This window comes from Marinitoga okinawensis (assembly GCF_055387075.1).
Genome location: NZ_AP042422.1, coordinates 778,443 through 803,271, shown reverse-complemented (window position 1 = coordinate 803,271; position 24,829 = coordinate 778,443). Strand labels below are relative to the sequence as shown.

Sequence of the window (24,829 nt, the reverse complement as noted above, 5' to 3'; positions counted from 1 at the left end):
AACTAACCACGTAGTTTCGGATCAAAGATATCTCTTAATGCATCTCCTACTAAATTCCAAGCTAATACAAATAATACCATTGCTGTACCAGGGTATACTATTGTATACCAATATTGGAATGCCCCTTCTGTCCCGCCAAGCATCCAGTTTCTAGCATAGTTTAATATTGATCCCCAATCCGCATATCCTTGGGGTGCTCCAACACCTAAGAAACTTAATACAGCTGCAGTAATAACCATAGAACCTATTCTCATCGATGCTTGAATTACAACAGGGAAAATTGTATTTGGTAAAATATGTTTAACAATTATTTTTGCATCTGATACACCTAAGGCCTTTGCAGCCAATACATATTGATCATTTTTAGCTTGCAATATATTACCTCTTATTAACCTTGCAGAGCCCATCCAACCAAAAACAATCATCGCAATCATAACTTTATCCAAACCTGTTCCCAATATTGTAGTTAATACCATTGCAGAAAGCATAAACGGAACTGACATGAATATATCAGTAATTCTCATCAATATTTCATCTACCCAGCCACCAAAATAAGCTGAAATAGATCCAATAAATAACCCTATTATTGTAGCAATAGAAACAACAGTTAACCCAATTTTAAATCCTGTTCTAGTACCCCAAATAACACCATAATATATGTCTCTACCATTACTTATACCAAAAGGATGTTCTTTTGATGGTGGAATAGGAGTATTTTCATATGTTACTATAGGCATTAAATAAGGATTATAATTGATGCTTTTTATATAATCTTTTTTTAAGTCTTTAAAGTATTTTTTAGCTGCTGGTAAAAATACTTTTACAGATGTATCCTTTGATAGAATATCATCAAGTTCTCCTTTTATTTTTATAGCTGATTTATATTTCTTTTCAAAACCTTTTATACCATTTTGTAAATCCTTTAATGCATTTTCAAACTTTGTTTTCTTTTCATTTGAAGACTGATCTTTATTATTTTCTAAATTTTCAATGTATGATGTATCTAAAATATAATCATCTGTCAACGGTTGAAGTATTTCTATTAATTTGTTGTAATTTTCGTCACTCCTATTAGACATATAATTATTTAATGCTTGACCTAATTTTTTTATGTCATTTATATAATCAATATAGAATCCATATGTGAAATCATAATAGTCTTTGAAAGAATCTGTTAACTGCGTTATTATTGCAGGATCTTTACTTTCATTTAAATTATTAATCATTTTCTCCATATTATCTATTTCAGGATCTATTGGAATTTGTGGCGGAGCTAATAACGGTGCAAATGACGCTATTAATATAAAAAATATTAATAATATTAGTCCAAGCATCGCTGATGGGTTATTATAGAATTTTTTCAATGATCTCTTAATTTCTTCATTCATTTCTATCACCTCACTCGTATCTAATTCTTGGATCGATTAATGCATAGGATACGTCAATTATCAAATTACCAAGAATTAATATTAAAGATGAAAACAAGAGCATACCCATTATTGAGGCATAGTCTAATTGTCCTGCAGCTTTTGCTGCAAAACTACCTATACCAGGTCTTATGAATATAGTTTCTACAATAATAACACCCATTATTAACCCTATAATCATTGAACCTGCAACAGTTGCTACAGGTATTAATGCATTTCTTTTAGCATGTTTATTAATAACTACGTGTTCAGGTAATCCTTTTGCTCTTGCAGTTCTTACATAATCTTTTCTCAATACTTCCATCATTGATGATCTTGTAATTCTAATTAGATATGCCCACCATAAATAAGATAATGTTAAAATAGGTCCAATTAAATGTCTTAACCCATCCCAGAAAATATCAAGTCTTCCATTTAACAATGCATCTATAGTGACAAGTTTAGTATATTGATGAAAGTCCGGGGAATGTATTGCACTTTCTGCCCACAGACTAATTCTTCCAGGGGGGAACCAACCGAGCCAACTATAAAAGACCATGATTATAATTAAACCAAATACAAAATCTGGGAATGACCATCCTACTATAGAGAATATTCGTATCAGATGATCTTGCCACTTATTGTGATGTAATGCCGCTTGAACACCTAACCATATTCCTACCCCAATAATAGGAATAATAGCATATAATGTAAGTTCTACTGTGGATGGCAATCTATGAATTATTGCATCTTTAACTGGTTCTTTACCTACAATTGACCATCCTAAATCCCCATGAGCCACTGATTCAATCCATCTAACATATCTCGTAAATGGATCTTCATTAAGCCCATATTTTTCTTTAATAGCTTCCAAATCAGCTTCTGACATTTTATCTAATGTATTTGGATCTACATATGCTGCTAATAGTTGATCTTCTCCAAGCAATTGCATCATGGAGAAAACTATTAGCGTAACCCCAAAAATTATTAGAGGTAATAATAGTAACCTCCTAATAATATACGCCGTCATACAAGCACCTCCATTTTTAATTTTAAAAAACCAATATATTATATCATAGAAACATAACATTCAAAAAACAAAAAAATAAAGGGGAGGTATTACCCCTCCCCTTAAAATAGAATTAAAGTTATTTTTTTCAAAATTTCTTAATTATTCTGATTTTGAATATTTATAATAATCGTCACCAGGTCTGATTGAGTTTGGATACCAACCTTTTAACCATTTTCTATGTACCCTTACACCAACTGGTTGGAATAATGGAACACCAATTCCTTCTCTGATAACGAATTCTTGAATCTTTACGTACATTTCTTGTCTAACTTCAGGATTTAATTCTGATGATGCATCTAAAATCATTTGATTTAATGATTTTCCACCGAAGAATGCTTGTGGTGCATTTGCAAATTTAGCATATTTTTCTCCATAATAGTGTCCATAATCTCCATCTGAATGGTAATATGTATAAATGAAGTTGTTTGGATCTGGATAATCTGCTAACCATCCAATGATGTAAAGAGGCATTTTTCCATTCTTTCTTGCGTCTAAAAATGTTGGCCATTGAACTCCTCTTGCTTCAACGTTAAATTTAGGATTGATCTTTTTCAATGAGTCAGCTAATAATTCTGCTGATTTTTGTCTTGATGAGTTACCTGTGTTGTAAAGAATAATCATCTTGAAACCTTTTCTCCATAACTGTCCTCTATATGCTCTCTTGAAATATTTTGTTGCTTCTGCTAAATCAAATTTTGGTTTTGGTAAGTTATCATCATAACCTAAGAAACCTTTTGGTAATGCTGTAGGTACTAATTCACCAAATCCATTTAATACTTCATTAATCATCTTTTTATAATCAAATGAATAAATGAATCCTAATCTTACATTTTTGTCAGCAAAGAAGTCTACAGGAACACCATTTCCATCTAATTTTCCGCTTCCGATATATGGTGAATCTGGTTTTACTTGCCAGTTAAAGTTCATTGCTGTTATTGATACTGATGGTAATCCTTTTATTATTTCTAAATCAGGATTTCCTTCAACTTGGTCTAAGTATTGAACAGGAACGTAAGCTATGTCAGCTTCACCTTTCTCTAACATTGCTTTTCTTGTTGACCATTCATCTACTCCCCAAATTACAACATTCTTTATTTTAGCTGGACCTCTCCAGTATCCATCAAATGCTTTTAATGTAACTTTTTGTTGTGTTCTATCCCAAGTTACTAATTCATATGGACCTGAACCGATTTCTTTTGCGTATAATGGTGAATCTTCTTTTTTCCAGTCATGGAATTTCCACCATCCGTCTGCTTTTCCATCCCATAATCCTAATCCCATAGCTGCTTTACTATCTAAAATTGCTCCCCATGATGAACCTTGTGCAATAATATTTAAGAAATATGGTTTTGGAGCTGCTAAATGGAATACTACATAATCGCCATCAACTTCAACTTTTGAATCAATATATTTTTTATAGAAGTCTAATAAAATTTGTTTTGCTTGATCATTTACTGGTTCTTTTGTTTCAGGGTCTACTAATTCTGACCATGAATGACCTGTTAATCCCTTAACTGCTGATTTTAAGCTGAAGTAATCTCCAAAGAATACTTCATATAACATCCAGATAGGTCCTCCACCAGGATTTCCTATTAATGCTCTTTCGAATGTGTATTCTACATCATATGGAGTTAATTCATTTCCACTGTGGAATTTAACGCCTTTTCTAATTTTGAATTTGAATGTTTTTCCGTTGTCTGTGATTAATCCATTATCAGCTGTTGGAACTTCTTCAGCTAATCTTGGCAAAAATTCACTTAAACTTGAACCTTTGTATTCGAGAAGGTTATCATATACGTTAAATATAACCTCTCCACTAGCTGTATCATATGCTTGATGTGGATCTAATGTGTCTGGTTCCCCAATTGTTAAATCAACAATAGTATCGGGGTTTTTAACTTCTGCAAATGCAAAAATAGCAAATACTAATAAAAATACTACTAAAAGTTTCTTCATACAGTCCCCTCCTTGTATAAAATTTATTCCGGATATATTTTACCACAAAAATTTTAAAATTACAAATACTTTATCAAAGTTTCTAATAGATTAAGCGGCAACTACATTGTTATCTTTAATATTTCATTGTAATAAATCTAAATATTTTAAAATTTTCTATTATTATGAAAATTCTTTCATATTCTCTTTTTTATTCAATTTTCCTCATTAATTCTTTTGTAACAAAAATATATTCTAATTCAATTTTTCTAGTATATAATGTAGTTAATTTGCATATCTAAAACTTTTACAATAACTGATAATAAAAAACGGAAGGCAAAAAGCCTTCCAAAATGTTAATTATTCATCTGATTTCCACATTACATAATAATTATCACCTGGTCTTATAGGATTTGGCACCCAACCTTTTACCCAACTTCTTTGAATTCTATATCCTATTGTTTGGAATAATGGTGTTCCTAATCCTTCTCTTATAGCAAATTGTTGAACTTTTACATATATTTCTTGTCTTTTTTTAGGATCGGTTTCTTTTGTTGCTTCTTCTATCATTTCATTTAATGATTTACCTCCAAAAAATGCTTGCGGCCTGCTTGCAAATTCAGCAAATTTCTTACCTTGATATCTTCCATAATTTCCATTACTATCATAGAACGTATAAATGAAATTATTAGGATCAGGATAATCTGCTACCCATCCTGTCATAATTATAGGCATCTTACCATTTTTTCTTGCATCTAAGAAAGATGGCCATTGAACACCTCTTGTATCAACATTAAATTTAGGATTTATTTGTTTTAAGGTTTGAGCCAACATTTCAGAAGTTTTTTGTCTTGTTTGATTTCCATTATTATATATCAATGTCATTTTAAATCCTTTTCTCCACAATTGTCCCCTAAATGCCCTCTTAAAGTATTTTGTTGCCTCTGCTAAATCAAATTTTGGTTTTGGTAATGAATCATCATATCCTAAAAATCCTTTAGGCAAAATAGCAGGAACTACTATACCATATCCATTAACTATATCCTTAATCAAAGTGTTAAAGTCTGTTGCTCTAATAAATCCCAATCTTACATTCTTATCTGCAAAGAAATTTAATGGAATACCCTTTTCATCTAATTTTCCACTACCTATATATGGCGAATCACTATCTAAGCTCCAATTGAATACATATAGATTTACTGTAGCTCTTGGAATACCTTCTATTACTTGAATATCTTTATTTTGTTTTAATTGAGGTAATATATCTGGTGGAGCTACAATTACATCTGCATCTCCTCTTTCTAACATCATTTTTCTTGTTGACCATTCAGTTACTGTCCATATAACTACTTTCTTTAATTTAGCTGGCCCTGCCCAATAATTATCAAATGCCCTTAAAGTTACCTTTTGTGAGGCTTTATCCCAATTTTCCAAATAATATGGTCCAGAACCAATTTCTCTTGTATGCAATGGAGAATCTTCTTTTTTCCAGTCATGGAATTTCCACCATCCATCAACTTTTCCATCCCATAACCCTATTTCCTTAGCCATTTTACTATCTAAAATAGCTCCCCAAGATACACCAGATATTACATTTAAGAAATATCCTTTAGGTTGTGCCAAATGGAATATTACATAATCTCCATCTACTTCTATTTTAGTATCAATATATTTCTTAAAGAAATCTATTAATATTTGTTTTGCTTCTTCGTTAACTGGTTCTTTTGTTGCTGGATCCACTAATTCTGACCATTCATGACCAGTTAATCCTTTAACTGCTGATTTTAAACTAAAGTAATCGCCAAATAATACTTCATAATACATCCAAATAGGTCCTCCACCAGGATTTCCTATTAATCCTCTTATAAAGGAATATTTAACATCATATGGAGTTAATTCATTACCACTATGAAATTTAACCCCTTTTCTGATTTTAAATTTATAAGTTTTACCACCATCGGTAATTAATCCATTTTCAACAGTTGGAACTTCTTCAGCAATTCTTGGAACAAATTCACTTAAACTTGAACCTTTGTAGTCTAGTAATGTATCATATACATTATAAATAACTGCAGCGCTTGATAAATCATAAGCTCTATGCGGGTCTAATGTGTTAGGTTCTCCAACTACAAGACTAACTAGTGTGTCTGGATTTTTAACCGTTGAAAATGCCGATACTAATAAAAGAACCGTAAATAAGGCTACCAAAATCTTTTTCATACTATCCCCCCTTTAGTTTATGATGCTATTCATTGATTAATCTTTTTATAAATACTACTCCTGTATAATGTTCTACATATTTGGTTGGCATATGATATGGATGTTTTATTTTATCTATCATAATTTTTTGAACTTTGGATATATTATCATTATGCATTACCACACAGCCATGAGAACGCCTTAAATTTTCATCTTCAGTACCGCCATGAATTAATATCCCATCTCTATTTACTTTATATATTTTAGTTGCGTAACCATACAAAGGATACCATAATCTAAAAACACCTGCTGGTCCATAATCTCTAATGTTATTTTTTAATATTCCTGATTCGTATGAAGCTATATATATGCCTATTGGTGTATCTCCATTTTCCATTGCTTGGCTCTTAATGGTTTCTACATCATGCTGCCCATTTCCTCTTGCATCACATGAAAATTCCAAATCTCCATTGTTATTATATAATTTGAATTTTCCTAACTTACTTCTATTATCAGGCAATTCTACCTCGACAAAAAAATAAAAATTTTCATGTGTTTTCTCCAATATTAATTTCATGGTTTCTATGCCAATATTGGATTCATTTATATTATATTCTTTTTTAAATCTATTTATACTATTATAAAATGGTTCATCAAATTCTTCATTTATAATGTAGTCTGTCCCTTGATAATGATAATATAGATATCTAGAATATAAATATTTTAAACGCCATACATCTATTCCTTTATCTCCTATTTTTAATTCTCTATAAAATGGTTCATAAACCTCAAATTTATTATAACTTTTTTTTAATCTATATGAATTTATAATATCATAAAAATATTCATTCATTATTTTCCCTCCAAAATTTTATTCCAAAATAATATTTTTATATAGATCCCCATATGTTTCCCTTTTCCTTATTAATTTTGTGTCACCATTTTCTGTAATTAACACTTCTGCTGGTTTTAAAGTAGAATTATAATTATTAGACATTGAAAATCCATATGCACCAGAATTCTTCAAATAAACCATTGATCCTTCTTTAGGAATTTTTGATTTCATATCCCAAACTAATTTATCTCCACTTTCACATAATGGTCCTACAATATCTATTGTATCTTCATCATCTGTTAATTCTAAGAATACTGGTTCATGATATGCATTATATAAAACTGGTCTCAGCAGGTTATTCATTCCACCATCTGTAACAACAAATGTTTTTAATTCCGTTTTTTTAACCCTTACAATTGTTAATAGTAATATTCCCGAAGGAGCCATAATATATCTTCCTAATTCTACTAATATTTCATCATAACCTTTTATTAGAGGTATAATTTTTTCTTTGTATTCTTCTGTATCTAATTCCTTACCATCATAATTTATGCCCCAACCTCCACCTAAATTTATTTTTTTAAATCCGTATTTCTCTGATATTTCTTTTCCAATTTTATATGTTTCAATATATGGATTAACATCGGTCAATTGAGAACCTATATGAAAATGGAGTCCTTTTATTCTTTTATCTGGAAAACGCTTCATAAACTCATCTAATTTATCTAGTGGAATTCCAAATTTACTTTTTTTCAATCCCGTTGATATATGCGGATGGGTTTTAGCATCAATATCAGGATTAACCCTTAGAAAAAATTCGATATTTTCACTTTTTATTTTGCTCCATATATGCATCTCTTCAAATGAATCTATATTTACATATTTTACTTTATCTTTTAATATATTTATTTCTTCTATACTTTTCCCATTGCCATTCCATACTATGTTTTCATTTTGAATACCTGCCATTTCCGCTGCTTTATATTCTCCATATGTTACTATATCAGCTCCAAAACCGTTTCCTTTCATTATTTTTAATAACACAGGATTATTATTTGCTTTTAAAGCAAATGTCGGTTTTATATTTAATCCATTATAAACATTTTTTACTATTTCTATTCTTTTTTTTATTTCTTTTTCAAAATATACATACGTTGGTGTTCCATATTTTTCTCTTATTTTTTCTAATATATCTTTCATTAAACACCTCCACCTTATTAGAAATTTTTATATATATAATTTATTACCCTATCTTCAAAAGATTTGCCATATCCTTTTTCATATACGTAATTATTTTCAAAAAGAGAAAAAACTATAAAGTTATTATTTTTAGTTTCAAGAAATCCAGCTAGAGACGATACTCCAGAAAGCGTCCCAGTTTTAGCCCAAACATTAAAATTAAATCTTCCTTCAAGAGTTCCATAAGTATATGGATTTGCAAGAATATTTAGGAACTTTTTATTATATTTATTATACATATATTCTAATAGTTTTACGGTAATTTCTGGAGATACAAGATTATATCTCGATATCCCAGCACCATCGGTTATGATGTAATCATTTTCAATTAATAAATCAAAATATTTATACATATAATAGCTTAATGCTGAAATTGCATTTTCTGTACTACCTTTTCCGTATTTTTTCACACCTGATAATCTAAATAATGTTTCTGCTATCTCGTTATCGCTAACTTTCATCATATACTCAATTATTTCATGTAATGGTTTGGATTTATTAATATATAATGGTATTTTTATTTCATAGTCTATTCCAAAAATTTCTAAAACCAAAAATGTGGTATAAAGTTTTGTTACTGATGCAGGTATAAACTTTTTTGCTCTATTGTATTCATATATAACTTTACCACTATTAAAATCTTTTATTATAATACCATTGTATCCATCAAATTTTTCTATTTCTTTTTTTAAAAAAAACATTATATACACCTCTAAAATAATTTAAAGTATCTTTTTTATTAATTTTAACTTATTCATTATTTTTAATTAAAATAATACTATTTTTATTAATTTCAAGCTTATAAATATTTTACATATTTTTTATTTTATTGTCAACTATTTCTTTGTTTTAATTTTTCTTTATAATATGATATAATTTTATATATTTTTTTAATTTGAATATTTCAGGGGGGGAATTATGTGTAGAATGATTGGATATTCGTTCAAAGAAAAAAAGGTTAAAAATGTAGATTTTCTTTTTGAACACCTAAAAACAATGTCAAAAAACGGTCTAAAATCACCTCACAATCATGGATGGGGAATTGCTACAAAAATTTCTAAAAAAGAAGTTTTTTTTCATAAATCTATTACTCCTGTTTTTAATGAAAATAACTATAATTTTAAAGGATACATGGGGATAATGCATTCAAGAAAAGCTTCTGATCATCTTGGAAAAAACATTTTTCAATTACATCCTTATTTAATAGACGATACTTTTTTCTGTCATAATGGAACTATAAGATCTATTGATCCTAAAAATATTTTTGGAACTGATAGTTTTGAATATTTTAGTTATATATATCCGCTTGAAAATATTGAAGATTTAAAAGAAAAAATAAATAATTTTTCTGAAAAAAATGAATATTCTGGCATCAACTTTTTGATGATGAAAGATGACTATTTATATGCTTTATGCAAATACAAAGAAAACAAAGAATATTTTACTTTATGGTATAAAGAAGAGGAGAAAGGAGTTATAGTCACTTCTGAAAAAATAGATGAAACCTTTTCCCCTTTTGAAAATAATCAACTATTTATAATAAAAAATGGAGAAATCATAGATAAAATAAATATATAAAATGACTCCGACTTTAGAGCCGGAGTCATTATTAATCAATATATATTCTATTTTCTTTTTGTTTGAATTTTCCTCTAAATGTATCTTCTTTTATTAATAAATGCGAATCGAGATCATGATATTCAAAAGCACCCGTTCCAAGAGATAAATGTACACTTTGATTTATTCCTACCGACGATTCAGCCATACATCCTATCATTAATTTTAAATTTGCAGCTTTTACCATTTCAACAATAGCTAAAGCATCAGATATTCCTGATTTCATTAATTTAATATTTATAAAATCAACTGCTTCTTCTTTAATTAACCTAAGAGCATCATATTTAGTTTTTATAGCTTCATCTGCTCCTACTGGAAATGGAGAATTAAATCTAACATACTTTAATCCTTCAAAATCCTTCATATGAACTGGTTGTTCTAATAAAGCTAAATCTATTCCTTTTGAATACAAAACCTTAGTAAATTCAATAGCTTCTTTTGGTGTATACCCTGTATTTACGTCAACTATATATTTAGCCCCTTTTGTAACTTCATAAATTTTTTCCATTACTTCTATATCCTTTTTCAGATCTTCTCCTGCTTTTATTTTTATAACCTCATATCCTTTTAAGATTAAATCACGAGCTTCCATTTGCATTATATCAACCTCATCTATACCAATTGTTCTATCTATTTTAATTTCTTTTTTAGAACCACCTAAAATTTGATATACTGGAACATTTATTTCTTCAGAAAGAGCATCTAAAGCTGCATATTGAACACCTGCTTTTACACTGGGTGATGTAAAAAATTTATCCATAACATCAAAAATTTTTCTATAATTCTTTACATCTAATCCTTTTAACATTTCATTTACTGAATTTTGAAGCATCATCAAAGATTCTATTTTTTCTCCATTAACTCTAAATGAAGGGGATGCTTCACCATAACCTTTTATTCCATTATCGAGTTCTATACATATTTCTATATTTGTTGCTTTGGTGGATATATTACCTGTAATATGAAATGGTTTGTGATAATCATACTGTTTTAATTCAAAACTAATTTTTTTTATTGTCCCCATACTATCCCTCCCTGAAAATTTATTTTATTTTAACCTCCAATACATCCGCTAATTCCCTTATCTCTTTTATTGTTTTTTCAAATTCTTTGAACTTCATGCTTTGTTTTCCATCAGATAATGCTTTTTCTGGTTGAGGATGTATTTCAACCATAACGCCGTGGGATCCAACTGCTAATGAGGCTTTTATTAAATATGGTATAATATCTCTTCTCCCAGCAGCATGACTTGGATCTATAATTATCGGTAAGTGCGTTTCTTTTTTTAATATTGGAATTGCTGAAATATCAAGTGTATTCCTGGTTTTTGTTTCAAATGTTCTTATACCCCGTTCACATAATATAATGTTTTTATTACCCTCATAAGCTATATATTCTGCCGAATATAAGAATTCTTCTATCGTCATCATAAAACCTCTTTTTAATAGAACAGGTTTATTTAGTTTTCCAACTTTACGCAGCAATCCATAATTCTGTGCATTTCTCGAACCTATTTGAATAATATCTGCGCATTCATTCACCAACCTTAAACTATCCTCATCTAATGCTTCTGTAATTATCTTTAAATTATACTTTTCAGCAGCTAACTTTAAATATTCCAACCCCTTTTTCCCCAAACCTTGGAAAGAATATGGCGATGTTCGTGGTTTAAAAACCCCTCCACGCATTATTTTTATTCCTAACTCAGAAAGAAAATGTGCTATTTCATTTATTACTTCTTTATTTTCAACAGAACATGGTCCAGCAATTATTGTAAAAAATCCTTCTCCTATTTTTGTATTTTTTAAGTCTATTATTGTGTTTTCATTATTTTTTCTTGCAACTAGCTTTATGTCCACCTTTAATTCAGCCTCCAGGATTACTCATATTATTGATATTTTAATTATAACATTTTTTATTAAAAACTTTCATACACTATAATTAAAAAAGTCTGCGTATTAACGCAGACTTCAAACTGTTGACAAAATAAAACATATATAAATGATACGAGAGAATTTTTGAAATTTCACAAAAAATATGGATGAAAGCAGATATATTAAATTTTGAAAATACTTTGTATTTTAATATAAAATTTGTCCAAAATCTGAGTGTGTATTTTATACAGACTCAGATTGTAAATAATACCCATTTGTATTCATATGGTTTTAATTTTAATTTTTGGATTTTACTATCTTCAAATAATTCCAATCCATCTTTTTTTAAATTTACCTCTTTATTTTGATTAGTCAAATTATGAAATGCCCATAACATTTTATCTTTTAATCTCTTTTTAACTACATATAGTGATTTATCTTTTACAGGTATAACTTCTCCTTTTTGTTCAAAAAATTCTATATATTTATTTCTGATCTTCAACATCTTTTTTATTTCATTGTATACTACATATTCTTTTGAACTTTCATCTTTTAATTTACTTTCTACATAATCCCAATTTATAGGCCCCCTATTTAAGAATCTTGAATCTTTAAATCCTGTTTTTTCAACCATTTTATTATAGAAATCATAATCATTTTCAAGAGCTAATTCATCTCCGTAATAGATTATAGGAGACCCCTCCGTTGTAAATAACATTGAGAAAGATAATAATAACTTTCTAATATCCCTATCCATTAATTCATATAATCTTCCTGATATTCCTTCACCTTTTCTAAATGTCCATAGTGGATCTTTTAAATAGTATTGATTCATTTTCTTTCTTTCTTCTTCACTTACAAACTCCAAAGTCAATTCATCATGACATCTTTAAGAAAGTAAACCATCTACAACTTTCGGGTATTTCTGGGGTATTTTCTACTTTCAAAGTTTCTAAAATATGAGAATAATCTTTTTCTGCCACTGTTAAAAAAAACTTTGGCATTAATGGGAAATGATATCCTGCATGACATTCGTCTCCAGCACCAAAATATTCAACTACATCATTGGGCCTTAAATTAGCCTCTGCAACCAAAATACTTCCTTCTTGAATATAATCTAATACTAATCTAAATATTTTTAGTATTTTATGAGTTTGAGGTAAGTTTTCGCAATTTGTACCTTCTTCTTTCCATAAAAACGGAGCAGCATCCATTCTAAAACCATCTACACCCATTTTTTTCCAAAATATTAGAACCTTTATCATTTCTATTAATACTTCTGGATTCTTATAATTTAAATCTGGTTGAAACGGATAAAATCTATGAAAATAATAATCTTCAGTTTCTTCATTATATTCCCAATTACTATTTACCATTCCTTTAAATAATAATCTTGCTTCTTTATATTTATTTGTATCTTCGCTCCAAATATAATAATCTCTATATGGAGAATCTTTTGAGCTTTTAGCTGATTTAAACCAAGGATGTTCATTGGATGTATGGTTTATTGCAATATCAAATATTACTTTAATACCATTTTTATGAGCTATATCTAAAAAATTTTTAAATTCTTCATTTGTACCTAAATCTTCTCTTATTTTATAATAATCACTAATATCAAAACCTTGGTCCATTAAGGGGGAATCTAATACCGGCAAAAGCCAGATGGTATTTATTCCAAGTTCCGCTAGATATTGAATTTTTGAGGTTAACTTTTTAAAATTACCCGCATATAAATCCACATATAGTGAATATATTACAGCTTTCTTATACCAATTTTTATCTATTTTCTCTTCACTAAAAATTTCTTTTTCCTTTTTAATATAATCAATTAGTTCTTCTAATTTATCTTCATTTGCATCTGAATATACTTCATTCCATAGTTCTTTTAATTTTTCTAACAATTAACTCATCCCCTATTTAGGAATTTCTATTTTTGAATAATCTCCTACTACTAATTTTATTGTTTTAGGTTTTCTGTCAGAATGAACAACCGTTGCATTTGCTCCAATAACACTTGAATCTAACCTTGTGTCAAGATGAGCAATAGTTGCACTATCTAATATTATTGAATTTTCTATTTCTGCATTTTCAATTGTAACATTAGAACCTATACTTGTATAAGGACCTATATATGCATCAGAAATTAAAACATTTTCTCCTATTATTATAGGACCTCTAATAACGCTATTAAGTATTCTAGATCCTTTGCCTATTATTACATTTCCATGGATGGTAGAATTCTCATAAACTATTCCTTCATTCTTACTTTCTTTTAATTGTTCTAATATTTTTCTATTTGCTTCTATTAAATCTTCTGGCTTTCCTGTATCTTTCCACCAGCCATATACTATATGTGCTCCAACGTTTTTATCATTTTCAAGTAACCATTGAATAGCATCTGTGATTTCTAATTCGCCTCTCCATGATGGTTTTATATTTTTAATAGCTTCAAAAATTATTGGTTTGAAAATATATACACCTATTATAGCTAAATTCGATGGTGGTTCTTTTGGCTTTTCCACAACTTTTTTTACCTGGCCATCCTCTATTATAGCTATACCAAATCTTGATGGATCTTCTACTGGTGTTAATAAAATAAATGAATCCATATCTTTATTATTAAAATCTTTTATAAACTTTCCTAAATCTACAGTAACTAAATTATCTCCTAAATACATTAAAAATTCATCATTTTTTAGAAATTCTTCAGAAATAGACACTGCATGAGCTAATCCTTTTGGTTCTTCCTGAACGATATAAGTAATTTCTAATCCCAATTGAGATCCATTACCTAGTGTTTGTTCAAAATCTCTTTTGTTATCTGGATTAACCACTATTCCAACTTCATTAATTCCTGCTTCTTTAATCATTTCCAAACTGTATACAATAGTTGGTTTATTAGCTATAGGAATTAATGGCTTTGCATTAGTAAATGTTAATGGTCTTAATCTTGTACCTTTACCAGCACATAATATTAAAGCTTTCACAACTTCACCCCCGTTAAAATAAATATTCTTAAATTAAATAGATTTTATTATTTTTATTAATTCTTCATGTATGTATGGATTAGAATATATATTCTTTTTGTTAAATATGTTTGATGGATTACCATTATAATCTGTTATTATTCCACCAGCTTCTTTTACTATAATATATCCTGCAGCAACATCCCATGAATTACCTTTTACTGAAATAAATGCATCAAAATATCCTGTTCCTACATAAGCTATTTGTAAAGCTGCTGTCCCTAATAATCTTAATCTCATCACTTTCGTTTCTAAAGCTTCAAAATATTTATATGTTTTACCTCTTATATTCCCCATAGAAATCATAGCATCATCAATATTTTTAGCCCATTTTGGCACTACTTTTTCTTCATTCAATAATACTCCTTTATCTTTTTCCGCTGTTATAATTTGATTCATTACTGGGGCATATATTATACCATATTTTGGCTCATCATTTTCTACATATGCTGCAGATATACAAAACATCGGTAGCATTTTAGAAAAATTCACTGTTCCATCTATTGGATCAATTACCCAATATCCTTTTGTAGAAGGTTTTTTATCCATACCACTTTCTTCACCTAAAAAACCTATTTCAGGAAATTTTTGTGATAATGAATTGTATAAAAATTCTTGAACTCTTAAATCCAAGGATGTAACTAAATCATGTTTGGATGATTTACTAGAAATGGTAAATTCTTTTTTTCGCCATTCTAAAAGATTTTTACCTACTTCTATAACTTTTTCTTTTAAATAGTCAAATTCACTCATTTTTTCACCTGCTTTGCTATAACATTATTTAATCCTGTTTTTATACAAACTCCACATAATGTACAAACACTCCATCTACAATCATCTATTGTTTTTTCAATCTTTGAATTTTCTATTTCATTATTAATAAATTCATCCTTAATCAAAATATCAATTATCTTCCATGGTAAATCATTTGTTTCTAATTTCCCAAGATATTTCTGTGTATCTATTTCCAATTCATTTATTTTTCTAGCCCATTTTCTAAAATCAAATTCTTCATCCCATTCGTCAAATATTGCATTTTCTTCTAATGCAACTTTATATATCAATTCTGATATTTTTCTATCGCCTCTGGAAAGCAAAGCTTCAATTAAACTTACATATGGGTCATGAACTTTTAATTTAGCAATTTTTCTTACCTCATTTAATATTTTTATCTTTTCTTTTATTTCTTTAGGTTGATAAAATCGTTCTTTTTCAAAAGGAGTATGTGGTTTTGGTATAAATATAGAAACATTTACTGTTATATCTTTTATTTTCGTTTTTTGCTTAATTTTTTTTGTTAATTCTACTATTGCCTTAACGTCTTCTTCTGTCTCATTTGGAAGACCTATCATAAAATATAATTTTATTCTTCTCCAACCAGATTTTTTCGCATATTCAGCCACATCGAGTATCTCTTTTTCAGTAATATTTTTATTAATTACGTCTCTTAATCTCTGGGAACCAGCCTCCGGAGCAAAGGTTAATCCTGTTTTCCTTGCACCAGATATTTTGCTTCCTATTTCTAACCCAAATTTATCAACTCGGCTAGAAGGTAAAGATATTGATATTCTGTTTTCTTTTAAAAATGGCTCTAATTTATTTAAAACTGTCTCTAAATCACTGTAATCTAATGTACTTAATGATAATAATGATAATTCATTGTATCCTGTTTTTTCAAGAGTTTCTAAAGATAGTTTAATTATTTCATTAGCCGTTCTTTCACGAACAGGACGATAGTAAAAACCAGCATGACAAAATCTACACCCTCTATTACAACCTCTCATTATTTCTACAATAGCTCTATTATGTATAGTTCTTATTTTTGGCACAATTTGATTTATTGGAAATTCTGCATTATTTAAATCTTTTATTTTTCTAATCTTTATGCGTTTTTCATAATTAGGAACTACAAAACCCGCTCCATTTTCTTTTAATTCATAATATTTAGGTACATAAAAACCTTCTGTATTATGTAAATCTTTTATCTTTTCTTCTCTAGTTTTATCCGAAGATAATATTTTAATTATATCATCTATAACAACTTCACCATCACCATTATAAAAAGCATCAATAAAATCTGCTATTGGTTCTGGATTTGATGCACTTGGACCACCTGCTATGATTATCGGATTATTTTCAGATCTATCTTTTGAATATATTGGTATTTTAGCTAATTTAAGTGCATGAATAATGTTTGTATATGATAATTCATATTGAAGAGTTATTCCAATTAAATCTAATTCATTTATTGGTGTATATGTTTCTAATGTGTATAATGGTATATTTGCATTTTTCATTTCTGTTATCATATCTTTCCAGGGTAAAAATATTCTTTCTGCAAAAACATTTTCCTTTAAATTAAATGCGTGAAATAATATTTGAAATCCTGTGTGGGACATACCTACTTCATATAAATCAGGAAACATTAATCCAATTCTTATTTTATTTTTTGGTTTTTTTATTATATCATTATATTCTCCACCAATATATCTTGCTGGTTTTCTGACTCTATGCAATACTCCACTTGAAAATAACCATTTACCTATATTCATTAAATTTCCTCCCAAACAAACTATTATTTTATGTTTAAGTATATCACAATTGTTTTTACTATATGTAAATTTATAATTATAATTAAGTTGTCCAAAGAAATTTATTTAGATAGTCCAAAAAGACAAAATCACTCAGACAGCTTGATTGCATATCTTTAAAAATTATTCATTCTCAGCCGTCGTTCAGATTTTGCTTCCATGCAAAAGCTTCACTCAAAAAAACATCCTGTTTTTTTGACGGCTTTCATTCATAATTTTTAAAGGCAATCTTCGAGTCTTCGTTTCTTTTTTTACTTTTTGGACAATCATGAAATTCGTTCTTTTTAATATACTATTAATTTCTATGCAAAATATGATATAATATTTTTGTATCTAATATAATTTTAAGGGGGGAAGTTTATGAAAAAGTTTATTTTATTATTGGTATTGGTTTTGAGTTCGTTAATGATTTTTTCAGATGATGTTGTCACTTTAAATCTTGTTGAAGCATTTTCAAGTCCGTGGAGAACTCCAACATTGAATAAAATTATTGAAATGTTTGAAACATTAAATCCTGGTGTCAAAATTAATGTTATTTCTCCACCATATGAAACAGCTTATCAAAAAATTAATTTAATGGTTAGTACAGAACAACCTCTTGATATTGTAGAAATAGGTGATTGGAATTTAAGCACATTAGCAGCTATGGGAAAATTAGAAGATTTAACTCCTTATATTAATTCCTGGCCAGAAAAAGAAGATTTAATTGATGGAATTTTAGAAGCTGCAAGTATTTATCATGACACACCTTACTTATTACCTCATGGTTTATTTGCAAAAGCTTTATTTTATAGACCTGATGTGTTAAAAAAATATGGATTTAACGAATATCCTAAAACCATGAAAGAATTATATGATATGGGTAAAAAATTAACAGAATCAGGAAAAAATCAATATGGCTTTGCTTTTAGAGGAAAAGGTTATCCAACATCATTTATAGATGCAGTTGTAACTTCTTTCTTTGATGATATTGATCCTAATAATATGTATTTAACAAAATCTGGTAAGATTATTTTTGAAGATCCAAGAGCTGTGGAAGCATTAACCTTTTATGTGAATTTATATAAAGATACATCACCTAAAGATTCTATTAACTGGGGTTGGGATGAGCAAGTTAATGCATTTGTTTCTGGAATAACTCCTCTTCTTTTCCAGGATCCAGATACCACAGGTATGCTAAATGAAATGTTAAAACCAGGTCAATATAAAACTGCTCCATTACCTGTTGGTGTAAGCGGAAAAGCTTATCCTTCATTTGGTTTTGTTGGTTGGGGAATTCCAACTTATTCTAAACATAAAGATTTAGCCTGGAAATTTATAAAATTTGTAAGTTCTGCCGAGATAAATGGTTATTGGAGTAAAGCATATGGTGCTTTACCAATTTTAAAATCTGTTTATAAATATGATTCATATTTTAGCTCTTATATTTTTGAAGGATGGACTAAAATGTTTGAAGATAAAACACATTATCAATTTACCCAATATCCTTTAGATAATAAAAATTGGGGAAAATGGAATGAATTTCAGGAAAAAACTATGCAGCAAGTATTACTTGGAAAATTATCTGTTGTAAGATGTTTAAAAGAATGGACAGACTTCTGGAAAAAAGCTGGAATTAAATAGGTGATTAGATGAAGCAAAATAGATTTATTTTATTTATGTTGTTACCTACATTATTATTAATTTCTTTTATTATATTATACCCCACTATTAGTGGGGTATTGCTCTCTTTTAAAAATTACTCTGTTTTTAATTTTAATAATATTCAATGGGTTGGTTTTGAAAACTTTAAAGAAATATTTGAGGATTTTTTTTATATGGATGTTGTGTGGAATACCATTAAGTGGATTTTTTTCTCGGTTCTTTTTCAATTAATTTTTGGCTTTATTTTAGCTTTATTAATGAAAGAGCCTTTTAAAGGAAGAGGAATATATGCAGGATTGGTATTTTATCCATGGGCTATATCTGGTTTTGCAATTGGTTTAATTTGGTCATGGCTTTTAAATGGACAATTTGGAGTTATAAATGATATATTAATGAAGATAGGCATTATTAATGAAGGAATTAATTTTTTATCCGATCCATCATTGGCTATGTTTTCTGTTATTCTTGTAAATGTATGGTATGGAATTCCATTTTTTGCTATTATGATTTTAGCAGCTTTACAGTCAATTCCAACTTCTTTATATGAAGCTGCAGAAATTGATGGAGCTGGATATTTTACCAAACTTTTTAAAATTACTATTCCATATATTAAACCTACTTTAATAAATACTATTTTATTAAGAATTATATGGGTTATGAATTTTCCAGATATTATTTATGGTATGACTAGAGGAGGACCTGCGGGAAGTACTGAAATATTATCCGTAAAAATGATAAACACTGTTTTTTATGAATCCAATTATAGTAAGGCTGCAGCGCACGGAGTTATCATAGTTTTAATACTTTTAATTTATACATTAATGTATTTAAAATTAACTTCTAAAAAGGAGTTCTCTATATGAAGAAAAAAACAATCCCTAAAATTATAAGAATTATTTTACTTACTTTTTTTCTAATATTTGCATTATTTCCTTTATATTGGATTATATTAACTTCCTTAAAACCAACATATGAATTATATACTTTTCCAATAAAATATTGGACCATTAATCCTACTTTTTATGGTTATAAGAAATTATTTGAATTTGTAAATTTTAAACAATATTTTTCTAATAGTATTTTTGTTTCTTTTTTAGCTTCATTTATATCAACAATTTTCGCTATGTTAAGTGGTTATATCCTTTCACGAAAAGAATTTAAAGGAAGGTATGTTATTATTTTATTCTTATTTTTTTCTCAAATGATTCCTTCTTATCTAATAATGGTTCCACAATATGTTATGTTTTCTAATTTTCATCTTATAAATAAATTAATAAGTATAGTTATTGTTTATAGTGGCTTTGGTGCAGCATTTAGTACTATAATGGCAAGAGGTTTTTTTGATAGAATCCCAAAAAGTATAGAAGAAGCTGCTTTAATTGATGGTTGTAATGAAATACAATCGTTATTTAAAATTACCATTCCATTAATGCTACCTGGACTTTCAGCTATTCTTAGTTTTTCTTTTGTAAATAATTGGAATGAATTATTTACAGCTGTAATGTTTTTAAATACCTCTAACAAATACACTGTTCCTGTTGGATTGTATTCTATTGTTTCAAAAGCAGGAGTTCAATGGAATGTTTTAGCTGCAGGAATTGTTGTGGCTTTACTACCAACTATTATTGTTTTTGCCGCAGCGCAAAAATATATTATTGCCGGATTAACCCAAGGAAGTCTCAAAGACTAAAAAAACTCAATAGCTTAATAGCTATTGAGTTTCGTATTGTAATTTGTATAAATCATAATATATTCCTTTTTTTTGCATTAAATCATTATGAGTACCTTCTTCTACTACTCTTCCTTTATGAACCACTAATATTCTATTTGCTGTTTTTATTGTAGATAATCTATGAGCTATAGACAATATTGTAACTTTTCCAATTAAATTTTCCATTGCTTTTTGTATTAAATATTCTGTTTCAACATCAATATTTGCTGTAGCTTCATCCAATATTATTATTTTAGATTTAAATATTACTGCCCTTGCTAAAGCAATTAGTTGCCTTTCACCAGCAGATAATGTACTTCCTCTTTCTAATATTTTTGTATAATATCTATCAGGAAATTTTTCTATCATTTCATGTGCATAAACTTGTTTTGCCGCCTGAATAACTTCCTCTTCAGAAATATTTTTATCAAATATTCTGATGTTATCTAAAATTGTACCTGTAAACAGAAAAACATCTTGAGGTACAACAGCAATTTGCCTTCTTAACAAATGTAAATCATAATCATTTAAATCTTTGCCATCTATTAATATCTCCCCTTGTTGAGGACGATATAGTCCATTTATTAATTTAATAATAGTTGTCTTTCCAGAACCAGTTTCTCCCACTATCGCTATATTTTCTTTTCCATCTATTTTAAAAGACACATTTTTCAAAATATAATTATCTTTTTCATATGCAAATGTTACATTTTTAAATTCTATACTACCCTCATTTATTTCTTTATATATTCCTTTCCCAAAATCTTCCTGCTCGATATTTTTTAATCTAAATATCTTCTCAGCAGATGCAAATGCATTTTGTAATATATCGTATTTTTCTGCTATATCAAATAATGGTCTAAAAAACATATCTATATATGATGTAAAAGCTACTAATATTCCAAAAGACACTATATTTTGATTAAATAATTTCGCCCCAAACCAAAAAAGTATAGAAATTGTTATATAATACATAACATTCATTAGCGGTCTAAATAACCCATTTAATATAATTTGTTGCATTCTGGACTTATACAATTTATGACTTAAATCATAAAATTCATTTCTTTTTCTTTGCTCCTGATTAAATGCCTTAGTAACATTAGCTCCAGCTATATTTTCAGCTAAAAAGGAATTTGTTGCAGAAATACGTGTTCTTGTCCTTGAATATATTTTTTTGTCTATTTTCCCAAATATCCATGTTGAAATGGCAATTAAGGGAAACATCATAATTACATAAAAAGATAGTCTGATATTCATTTTAAACATTACAATTATTACACCTATAATTATCGCTATATCTTTTGTTAAACTTGTTAAAACATCAGTAAAAAACTGAGATAAATTTTGAGTATCGTTTACCGTTCTTGTAGTAATTTTCCCTGTTGGATTTTTTGTAAAAAAATCCAATGGAACACTCAATAAATGTGAATATAATTCATCTCTTATATCATATATTACTTTTTGACCTAATAAATTTGAAAAAATAACTTGACCATAATTAAACAAAAACTGTCCCATAAACAACGAAATTATTATTAGAGAATATTTATATATATCTTTAAGAGCTTTTGTTTTTATTTTTTCTACAAATTCTTTTTTTACTGATATTTTTTCAGTACCTTTTGTCATATAATATTGATCATTTATATTTTTTAAAACATATTCACCTTCTGGCGACGGAACAAATTGATTATCTTTTAGCTCGAATTTATATGTTGAATTTATTACATTATCTATAACATATCTCATAACTGAAGGTATTGTTAAATCTACAACTGTTGATGAAAATAAAAAAGCAAAAGAAAGAATTAAAATTATATAATATTTTTTTATATAATTCCACAACATAGAAAATATTTTTATATTAGATACGCTTCTTTGATTTTCTTCTTTTAGTATATCTGTATGTGCAGTTCTCATATTACTCCTCCTCAAGCTTTTCTTCAATTAGCTGTTTCATATACATTCCATAGTATACACCTTCTAATGCTAATAATTCTTTGTGAGTCCCACTTTCTATTATTTTTCCATCATCAAATACATATATTTTATCTGCATTTCTTACTGCTTTTAATCTATGAGAAATAACTATCATAGTTTTATTAATAACATTATTTCTTAAATTGTTTATAATAGCTTCTTCCGTCTCGGTGTCAACAGCTGATAAACAATCATCAAGTATTATAAAAGGTGCATTTTTAGCTAAAGCTCGTGCTATTGAAACCCTTTGTTTTTGACCTCCAGATAAGGTTACACCGCGTTCTCCAACTAATGTTTTATATTTTTCTGGCAATTCTAATATATCTTCATGAACATTAGCAATTTTTGCAAATTCTGGAGCTTTTTCTACTTCTTCAGGATGAGCAAAGCTTATATTATCTTCTATTGCCATAGAAAACAAAAACGATTCCTGAGGAACATATGCAATATTTTCTCGTATTATTTTAGAGTGTAATTTATTTATGTCAATTCCATCAATAAAAATAGTATTATTTTCTACAGGATAAAATTTTAATAATAATTTTGGTAATGTTGATTTTCCAGAACCTATTTTACCTACAAAAGCCACCATTTCTCCTGAATGTATTTTCATATTAATGTTTTTCAAAGCATATTTTTCTGTATTTGGATATTTAAAATTCAAATTGTTAATTTCAATATTTCCTTTAAAATTATATTTTGTATCTACTTCTTTGGGCTCTTTTACGCTAGAAATAGAATTCATTATTTCCATTAACCTTTGATAAGATGCCTTTCCTCTTTGTATAACATTAACAACCCATCCAACTGCCATCATAGGCCATACTAACATTCCTATATAAGAATAAAACATCACCAATTGTCCAAAAGTTATTTCTTCGTTTATAACCATTTTTCCTCCAAAATATACAGCTAACACACCTGATAATGAAGCAAAAAATTGTATTAAAGGATGCATTAGTCCCCAGGTTTTTATTAATTTCATTTGAGCATTATAGTATTTTTGAGATCTTTCATTAAATCTTTTTTTCATAGTATTTTCTAATGAAAATACTTTTACTACATGAATACCAGCATAACTTTCTTCTGTATGATCAGATAAATCTGATATTGTCTTTTGTAAATTTTTGAATAATTTTCTGATTAATTTACCAAATGATAATGTAATTAATCCTATTATTGGCAACGGTATTAGAGAATAAATAGTAAGCTTAGGATTAACAAATTTTATCATAGCTATAATAGTAATTGTTGACATAAATAATGTATCTATAATCATAACTATAGCAGGCCCCATAGCCATTCTAACAGCATTCAAATCTTCTGTAAATCTAGTCATTAAATCGCCAGTTCTCCATTTATCATAAAAATCATATGATTGATTTAAAATATGAGAAAATATTTTATTCGCCGTTTTAAATTCAAATAATCTTGAAGTTCCAAAAATAAAAAACCTCCATATAAATCTACCTATCATTATAGAAAAAGCTATAATCAAAATAGAAACTATAGATGTCTTTATAACATCATAATTTTTAAATATTTTTAAGTCATCCATAATTGTACCTATTTGTTTAGGTATAAAAATTTGCATATAATCTATACCTAATAAAAAAATTATACCTATCAGATATCTCCACCAATTTTTTTTAATAAATTCCTTTATTATATTAACACCCCCATTTCGTTTGCCT

19 protein-coding genes and 1 pseudogene are annotated in these 24,829 nt (G+C 28.1%); 4 read left to right on the top strand and 16 right to left on the bottom strand.

Features of this window, described 5'->3' with window-relative positions; translation table 11 throughout:
* Nucleotides 1–2: 2 nt before the first annotated feature.
* From ACZ5CK_RS03970 to ACZ5CK_RS03940, 7 genes and pseudogenes are all read right to left on the bottom strand, one after another.
* Nucleotides 3–743, bottom strand: a pseudogene (locus ACZ5CK_RS03970) (ABC transporter permease); the annotation flags it as partial.
* Between the two features lie 655 nt (nucleotides 744–1,398).
* Complete coding sequence (locus ACZ5CK_RS03965) at nucleotides 1,399–2,436, bottom strand: ABC transporter permease (protein WP_464582603.1); 1,038 nt, start codon at nucleotides 2,434–2,436, stop codon at nucleotides 1,399–1,401.
* A gap of 141 nt (nucleotides 2,437–2,577) precedes the next feature.
* The gene (locus ACZ5CK_RS03960) at nucleotides 2,578–4,434 is read right to left on the bottom strand and encodes an ABC transporter substrate-binding protein (protein WP_464582602.1); all 1,857 of its coding nucleotides are present in this window, start codon (nucleotides 4,432–4,434) and stop codon (nucleotides 2,578–2,580) included.
* A 339-nt stretch (nucleotides 4,435–4,773) separates the two neighbouring features.
* Nucleotides 4,774–6,633, bottom strand: a complete 1,860-nt coding sequence (locus ACZ5CK_RS03955) for an ABC transporter substrate-binding protein (protein WP_464582601.1) — start codon at nucleotides 6,631–6,633, stop codon at nucleotides 4,774–4,776.
* A gap of 25 nt (nucleotides 6,634–6,658) precedes the next feature.
* Nucleotides 6,659–7,465 carry a L,D-transpeptidase gene (locus ACZ5CK_RS03950; RefSeq protein ID WP_464582600.1) on the bottom strand — a complete coding sequence of 269 codons (807 nt, stop codon included), beginning with the start codon at nucleotides 7,463–7,465 and terminating at the stop codon, nucleotides 6,659–6,661.
* A gap of 18 nt (nucleotides 7,466–7,483) precedes the next feature.
* Nucleotides 7,484–8,647, bottom strand: coding sequence for a diaminopimelate decarboxylase (lysA, locus tag ACZ5CK_RS03945; protein WP_464582599.1), 1,164 nt, complete (start codon nucleotides 8,645–8,647; stop codon nucleotides 7,484–7,486).
* Nucleotides 8,648–8,664: 17 nt separating this feature from the next.
* Complete coding sequence (locus ACZ5CK_RS03940; protein WP_464582598.1) at nucleotides 8,665–9,387, bottom strand: D-alanyl-D-alanine carboxypeptidase; 723 nt, start codon at nucleotides 9,385–9,387, stop codon at nucleotides 8,665–8,667.
* 217 nt (nucleotides 9,388–9,604) lie between these two features.
* Here ACZ5CK_RS03940 and ACZ5CK_RS03935 point away from each other — a divergent pair, with 217 nt between their 5' ends.
* Nucleotides 9,605–10,264 carry a class II glutamine amidotransferase gene (locus ACZ5CK_RS03935; RefSeq protein WP_464582597.1) on the top strand — a complete coding sequence of 220 codons (660 nt, stop codon included), beginning with the start codon at nucleotides 9,605–9,607 and terminating at the stop codon, nucleotides 10,262–10,264.
* Between the two features lie 31 nt (nucleotides 10,265–10,295).
* Here the strand turns inward: ACZ5CK_RS03935 and ACZ5CK_RS03930 are convergent, their stop codons facing one another.
* The 7 genes from ACZ5CK_RS03930 to ACZ5CK_RS03900 all read right to left on the bottom strand — a co-directional run bounded on the left by ACZ5CK_RS03930 (nucleotide 10,296) and on the right by ACZ5CK_RS03900 (nucleotide 17,758).
* Nucleotides 10,296–11,327: an L-Ala-D/L-Glu epimerase gene (locus ACZ5CK_RS03930; protein ID WP_464582596.1), complete on the bottom strand. Its 1,032-nt coding sequence runs from the start codon at nucleotides 11,325–11,327 to the stop codon at nucleotides 10,296–10,298.
* Between the two features lie 19 nt (nucleotides 11,328–11,346).
* Nucleotides 11,347–12,162 carry a 3-deoxy-7-phosphoheptulonate synthase gene (aroF, locus tag ACZ5CK_RS03925; protein WP_464582595.1) on the bottom strand — a complete coding sequence of 272 codons (816 nt, stop codon included), beginning with the start codon at nucleotides 12,160–12,162 and terminating at the stop codon, nucleotides 11,347–11,349.
* Nucleotides 12,163–12,430: 268 nt separating this feature from the next.
* Nucleotides 12,431–13,045 (bottom strand): hypothetical protein, encoded by a 615-nt coding sequence (locus ACZ5CK_RS03920; protein ID WP_464582594.1) that lies wholly within the window; start codon nucleotides 13,043–13,045, stop codon nucleotides 12,431–12,433.
* A 10-nt stretch (nucleotides 13,046–13,055) separates the two neighbouring features.
* Nucleotides 13,056–14,081, bottom strand: a complete 1,026-nt coding sequence (locus ACZ5CK_RS03915; protein ID WP_464582593.1) for an alpha-amylase family glycosyl hydrolase — start codon at nucleotides 14,079–14,081, stop codon at nucleotides 13,056–13,058.
* 12 nt (nucleotides 14,082–14,093) lie between these two features.
* Nucleotides 14,094–15,167 (bottom strand): glucose-1-phosphate thymidylyltransferase, encoded by a 1,074-nt coding sequence (locus ACZ5CK_RS03910; RefSeq protein WP_464582592.1) that lies wholly within the window; start codon nucleotides 15,165–15,167, stop codon nucleotides 14,094–14,096.
* Between the two features lie 33 nt (nucleotides 15,168–15,200).
* A complete protein-coding gene (locus ACZ5CK_RS03905) occupies nucleotides 15,201–15,959 on the bottom strand; it encodes an inositol monophosphatase family protein (RefSeq protein ID WP_464582591.1) in 759 nt (252 codons plus the stop codon).
* Nucleotides 15,956–17,758 carry a TIGR03960 family B12-binding radical SAM protein gene (locus tag ACZ5CK_RS03900; protein WP_464582590.1) on the bottom strand — a complete coding sequence of 601 codons (1,803 nt, stop codon included), beginning with the start codon at nucleotides 17,756–17,758 and terminating at the stop codon, nucleotides 15,956–15,958. The genes ACZ5CK_RS03905 and ACZ5CK_RS03900 overlap by 4 nt, the downstream gene beginning before the upstream one ends.
* Before the next feature lie 399 nt (nucleotides 17,759–18,157).
* Between ACZ5CK_RS03900 and ACZ5CK_RS03895 the strand changes: the two genes are divergently transcribed.
* From ACZ5CK_RS03895 to ACZ5CK_RS03885, 3 genes are read left to right on the top strand one after another with little or no spacing between them, the layout of a single operon-like run.
* On the top strand, nucleotides 18,158–19,420 hold the full coding sequence (locus ACZ5CK_RS03895) for an ABC transporter substrate-binding protein (RefSeq protein ID WP_464582589.1): 1,263 nt from the start codon (nucleotides 18,158–18,160) through the stop codon (nucleotides 19,418–19,420).
* Between the two features lie 8 nt (nucleotides 19,421–19,428).
* The gene (locus ACZ5CK_RS03890) at nucleotides 19,429–20,304 is read left to right on the top strand and encodes a carbohydrate ABC transporter permease (RefSeq protein WP_464582588.1); all 876 of its coding nucleotides are present in this window, start codon (nucleotides 19,429–19,431) and stop codon (nucleotides 20,302–20,304) included.
* A complete protein-coding gene (locus ACZ5CK_RS03885) occupies nucleotides 20,301–21,131 on the top strand; it encodes a carbohydrate ABC transporter permease (RefSeq protein WP_464582587.1) in 831 nt (276 codons plus the stop codon). Before ACZ5CK_RS03890 ends, ACZ5CK_RS03885 begins: the two co-directional genes overlap by 4 nt.
* 21 nt (nucleotides 21,132–21,152) lie before the next feature.
* Here ACZ5CK_RS03885 and ACZ5CK_RS03880 read toward each other — a convergent pair whose 3' ends face one another.
* Both ACZ5CK_RS03880 and ACZ5CK_RS03875 read right to left on the bottom strand, forming a co-directional pair.
* The gene (locus ACZ5CK_RS03880; protein ID WP_464582586.1) at nucleotides 21,153–23,075 is read right to left on the bottom strand and encodes an ABC transporter ATP-binding protein; all 1,923 of its coding nucleotides are present in this window, start codon (nucleotides 23,073–23,075) and stop codon (nucleotides 21,153–21,155) included.
* A 1-nt stretch (nucleotide 23,076) separates the two neighbouring features.
* The gene (locus tag ACZ5CK_RS03875; RefSeq protein ID WP_464582949.1) at nucleotides 23,077–24,753 is read right to left on the bottom strand and encodes an ABC transporter ATP-binding protein; all 1,677 of its coding nucleotides are present in this window, start codon (nucleotides 24,751–24,753) and stop codon (nucleotides 23,077–23,079) included.
* Between the last annotated feature and the right edge of the window lie 76 nt (nucleotides 24,754–24,829).

What these genes read in the sequence shown, in the direction of transcription:
- ACZ5CK_RS03955 (WP_464582601.1), bottom strand. Translation starts at nt 6,633, where the DNA reads ATGAAAAAGATTTTGGTAGCCTTATTTACGGTTCTTTTATTAGTATCG.
- ACZ5CK_RS03900 (WP_464582590.1), bottom strand. Translation starts at nt 17,758, where the DNA reads ATGAATATAGGTAAATGGTTATTTTCAAGTGGAGTATTGCATAGAGTC.
- ACZ5CK_RS03940 (WP_464582598.1), bottom strand. Translation starts at nt 9,387, where the DNA reads ATGTTTTTTTTAAAAAAAGAAATAGAAAAATTTGATGGATACAATGGT.
- ACZ5CK_RS03890 (WP_464582588.1), top strand. Translation starts at nt 19,429, where the DNA reads ATGAAGCAAAATAGATTTATTTTATTTATGTTGTTACCTACATTATTA.
- ACZ5CK_RS03965 (WP_464582603.1), bottom strand. Translation starts at nt 2,436, where the DNA reads ATGACGGCGTATATTATTAGGAGGTTACTATTATTACCTCTAATAATT.
- ACZ5CK_RS03950 (WP_464582600.1), bottom strand. Translation starts at nt 7,465, where the DNA reads ATGAATGAATATTTTTATGATATTATAAATTCATATAGATTAAAAAAA.
- ACZ5CK_RS03905 (WP_464582591.1), bottom strand. Translation starts at nt 15,959, where the DNA reads ATGAGTGAATTTGACTATTTAAAAGAAAAAGTTATAGAAGTAGGTAAA.
- ACZ5CK_RS03960 (WP_464582602.1), bottom strand. Translation starts at nt 4,434, where the DNA reads ATGAAGAAACTTTTAGTAGTATTTTTATTAGTATTTGCTATTTTTGCA.
- ACZ5CK_RS03880 (WP_464582586.1), bottom strand. Translation starts at nt 23,075, where the DNA reads ATGAGAACTGCACATACAGATATACTAAAAGAAGAAAATCAAAGAAGC.
- ACZ5CK_RS03895 (WP_464582589.1), top strand. Translation starts at nt 18,158, where the DNA reads ATGAAAAAGTTTATTTTATTATTGGTATTGGTTTTGAGTTCGTTAATG.
- ACZ5CK_RS03885 (WP_464582587.1), top strand. Translation starts at nt 20,301, where the DNA reads ATGAAGAAAAAAACAATCCCTAAAATTATAAGAATTATTTTACTTACT.
- ACZ5CK_RS03935 (WP_464582597.1), top strand. Translation starts at nt 9,605, where the DNA reads ATGTGTAGAATGATTGGATATTCGTTCAAAGAAAAAAAGGTTAAAAAT.
- lysA (WP_464582599.1), bottom strand. Translation starts at nt 8,647, where the DNA reads ATGAAAGATATATTAGAAAAAATAAGAGAAAAATATGGAACACCAACG.
- ACZ5CK_RS03930 (WP_464582596.1), bottom strand. Translation starts at nt 11,327, where the DNA reads ATGGGGACAATAAAAAAAATTAGTTTTGAATTAAAACAGTATGATTAT.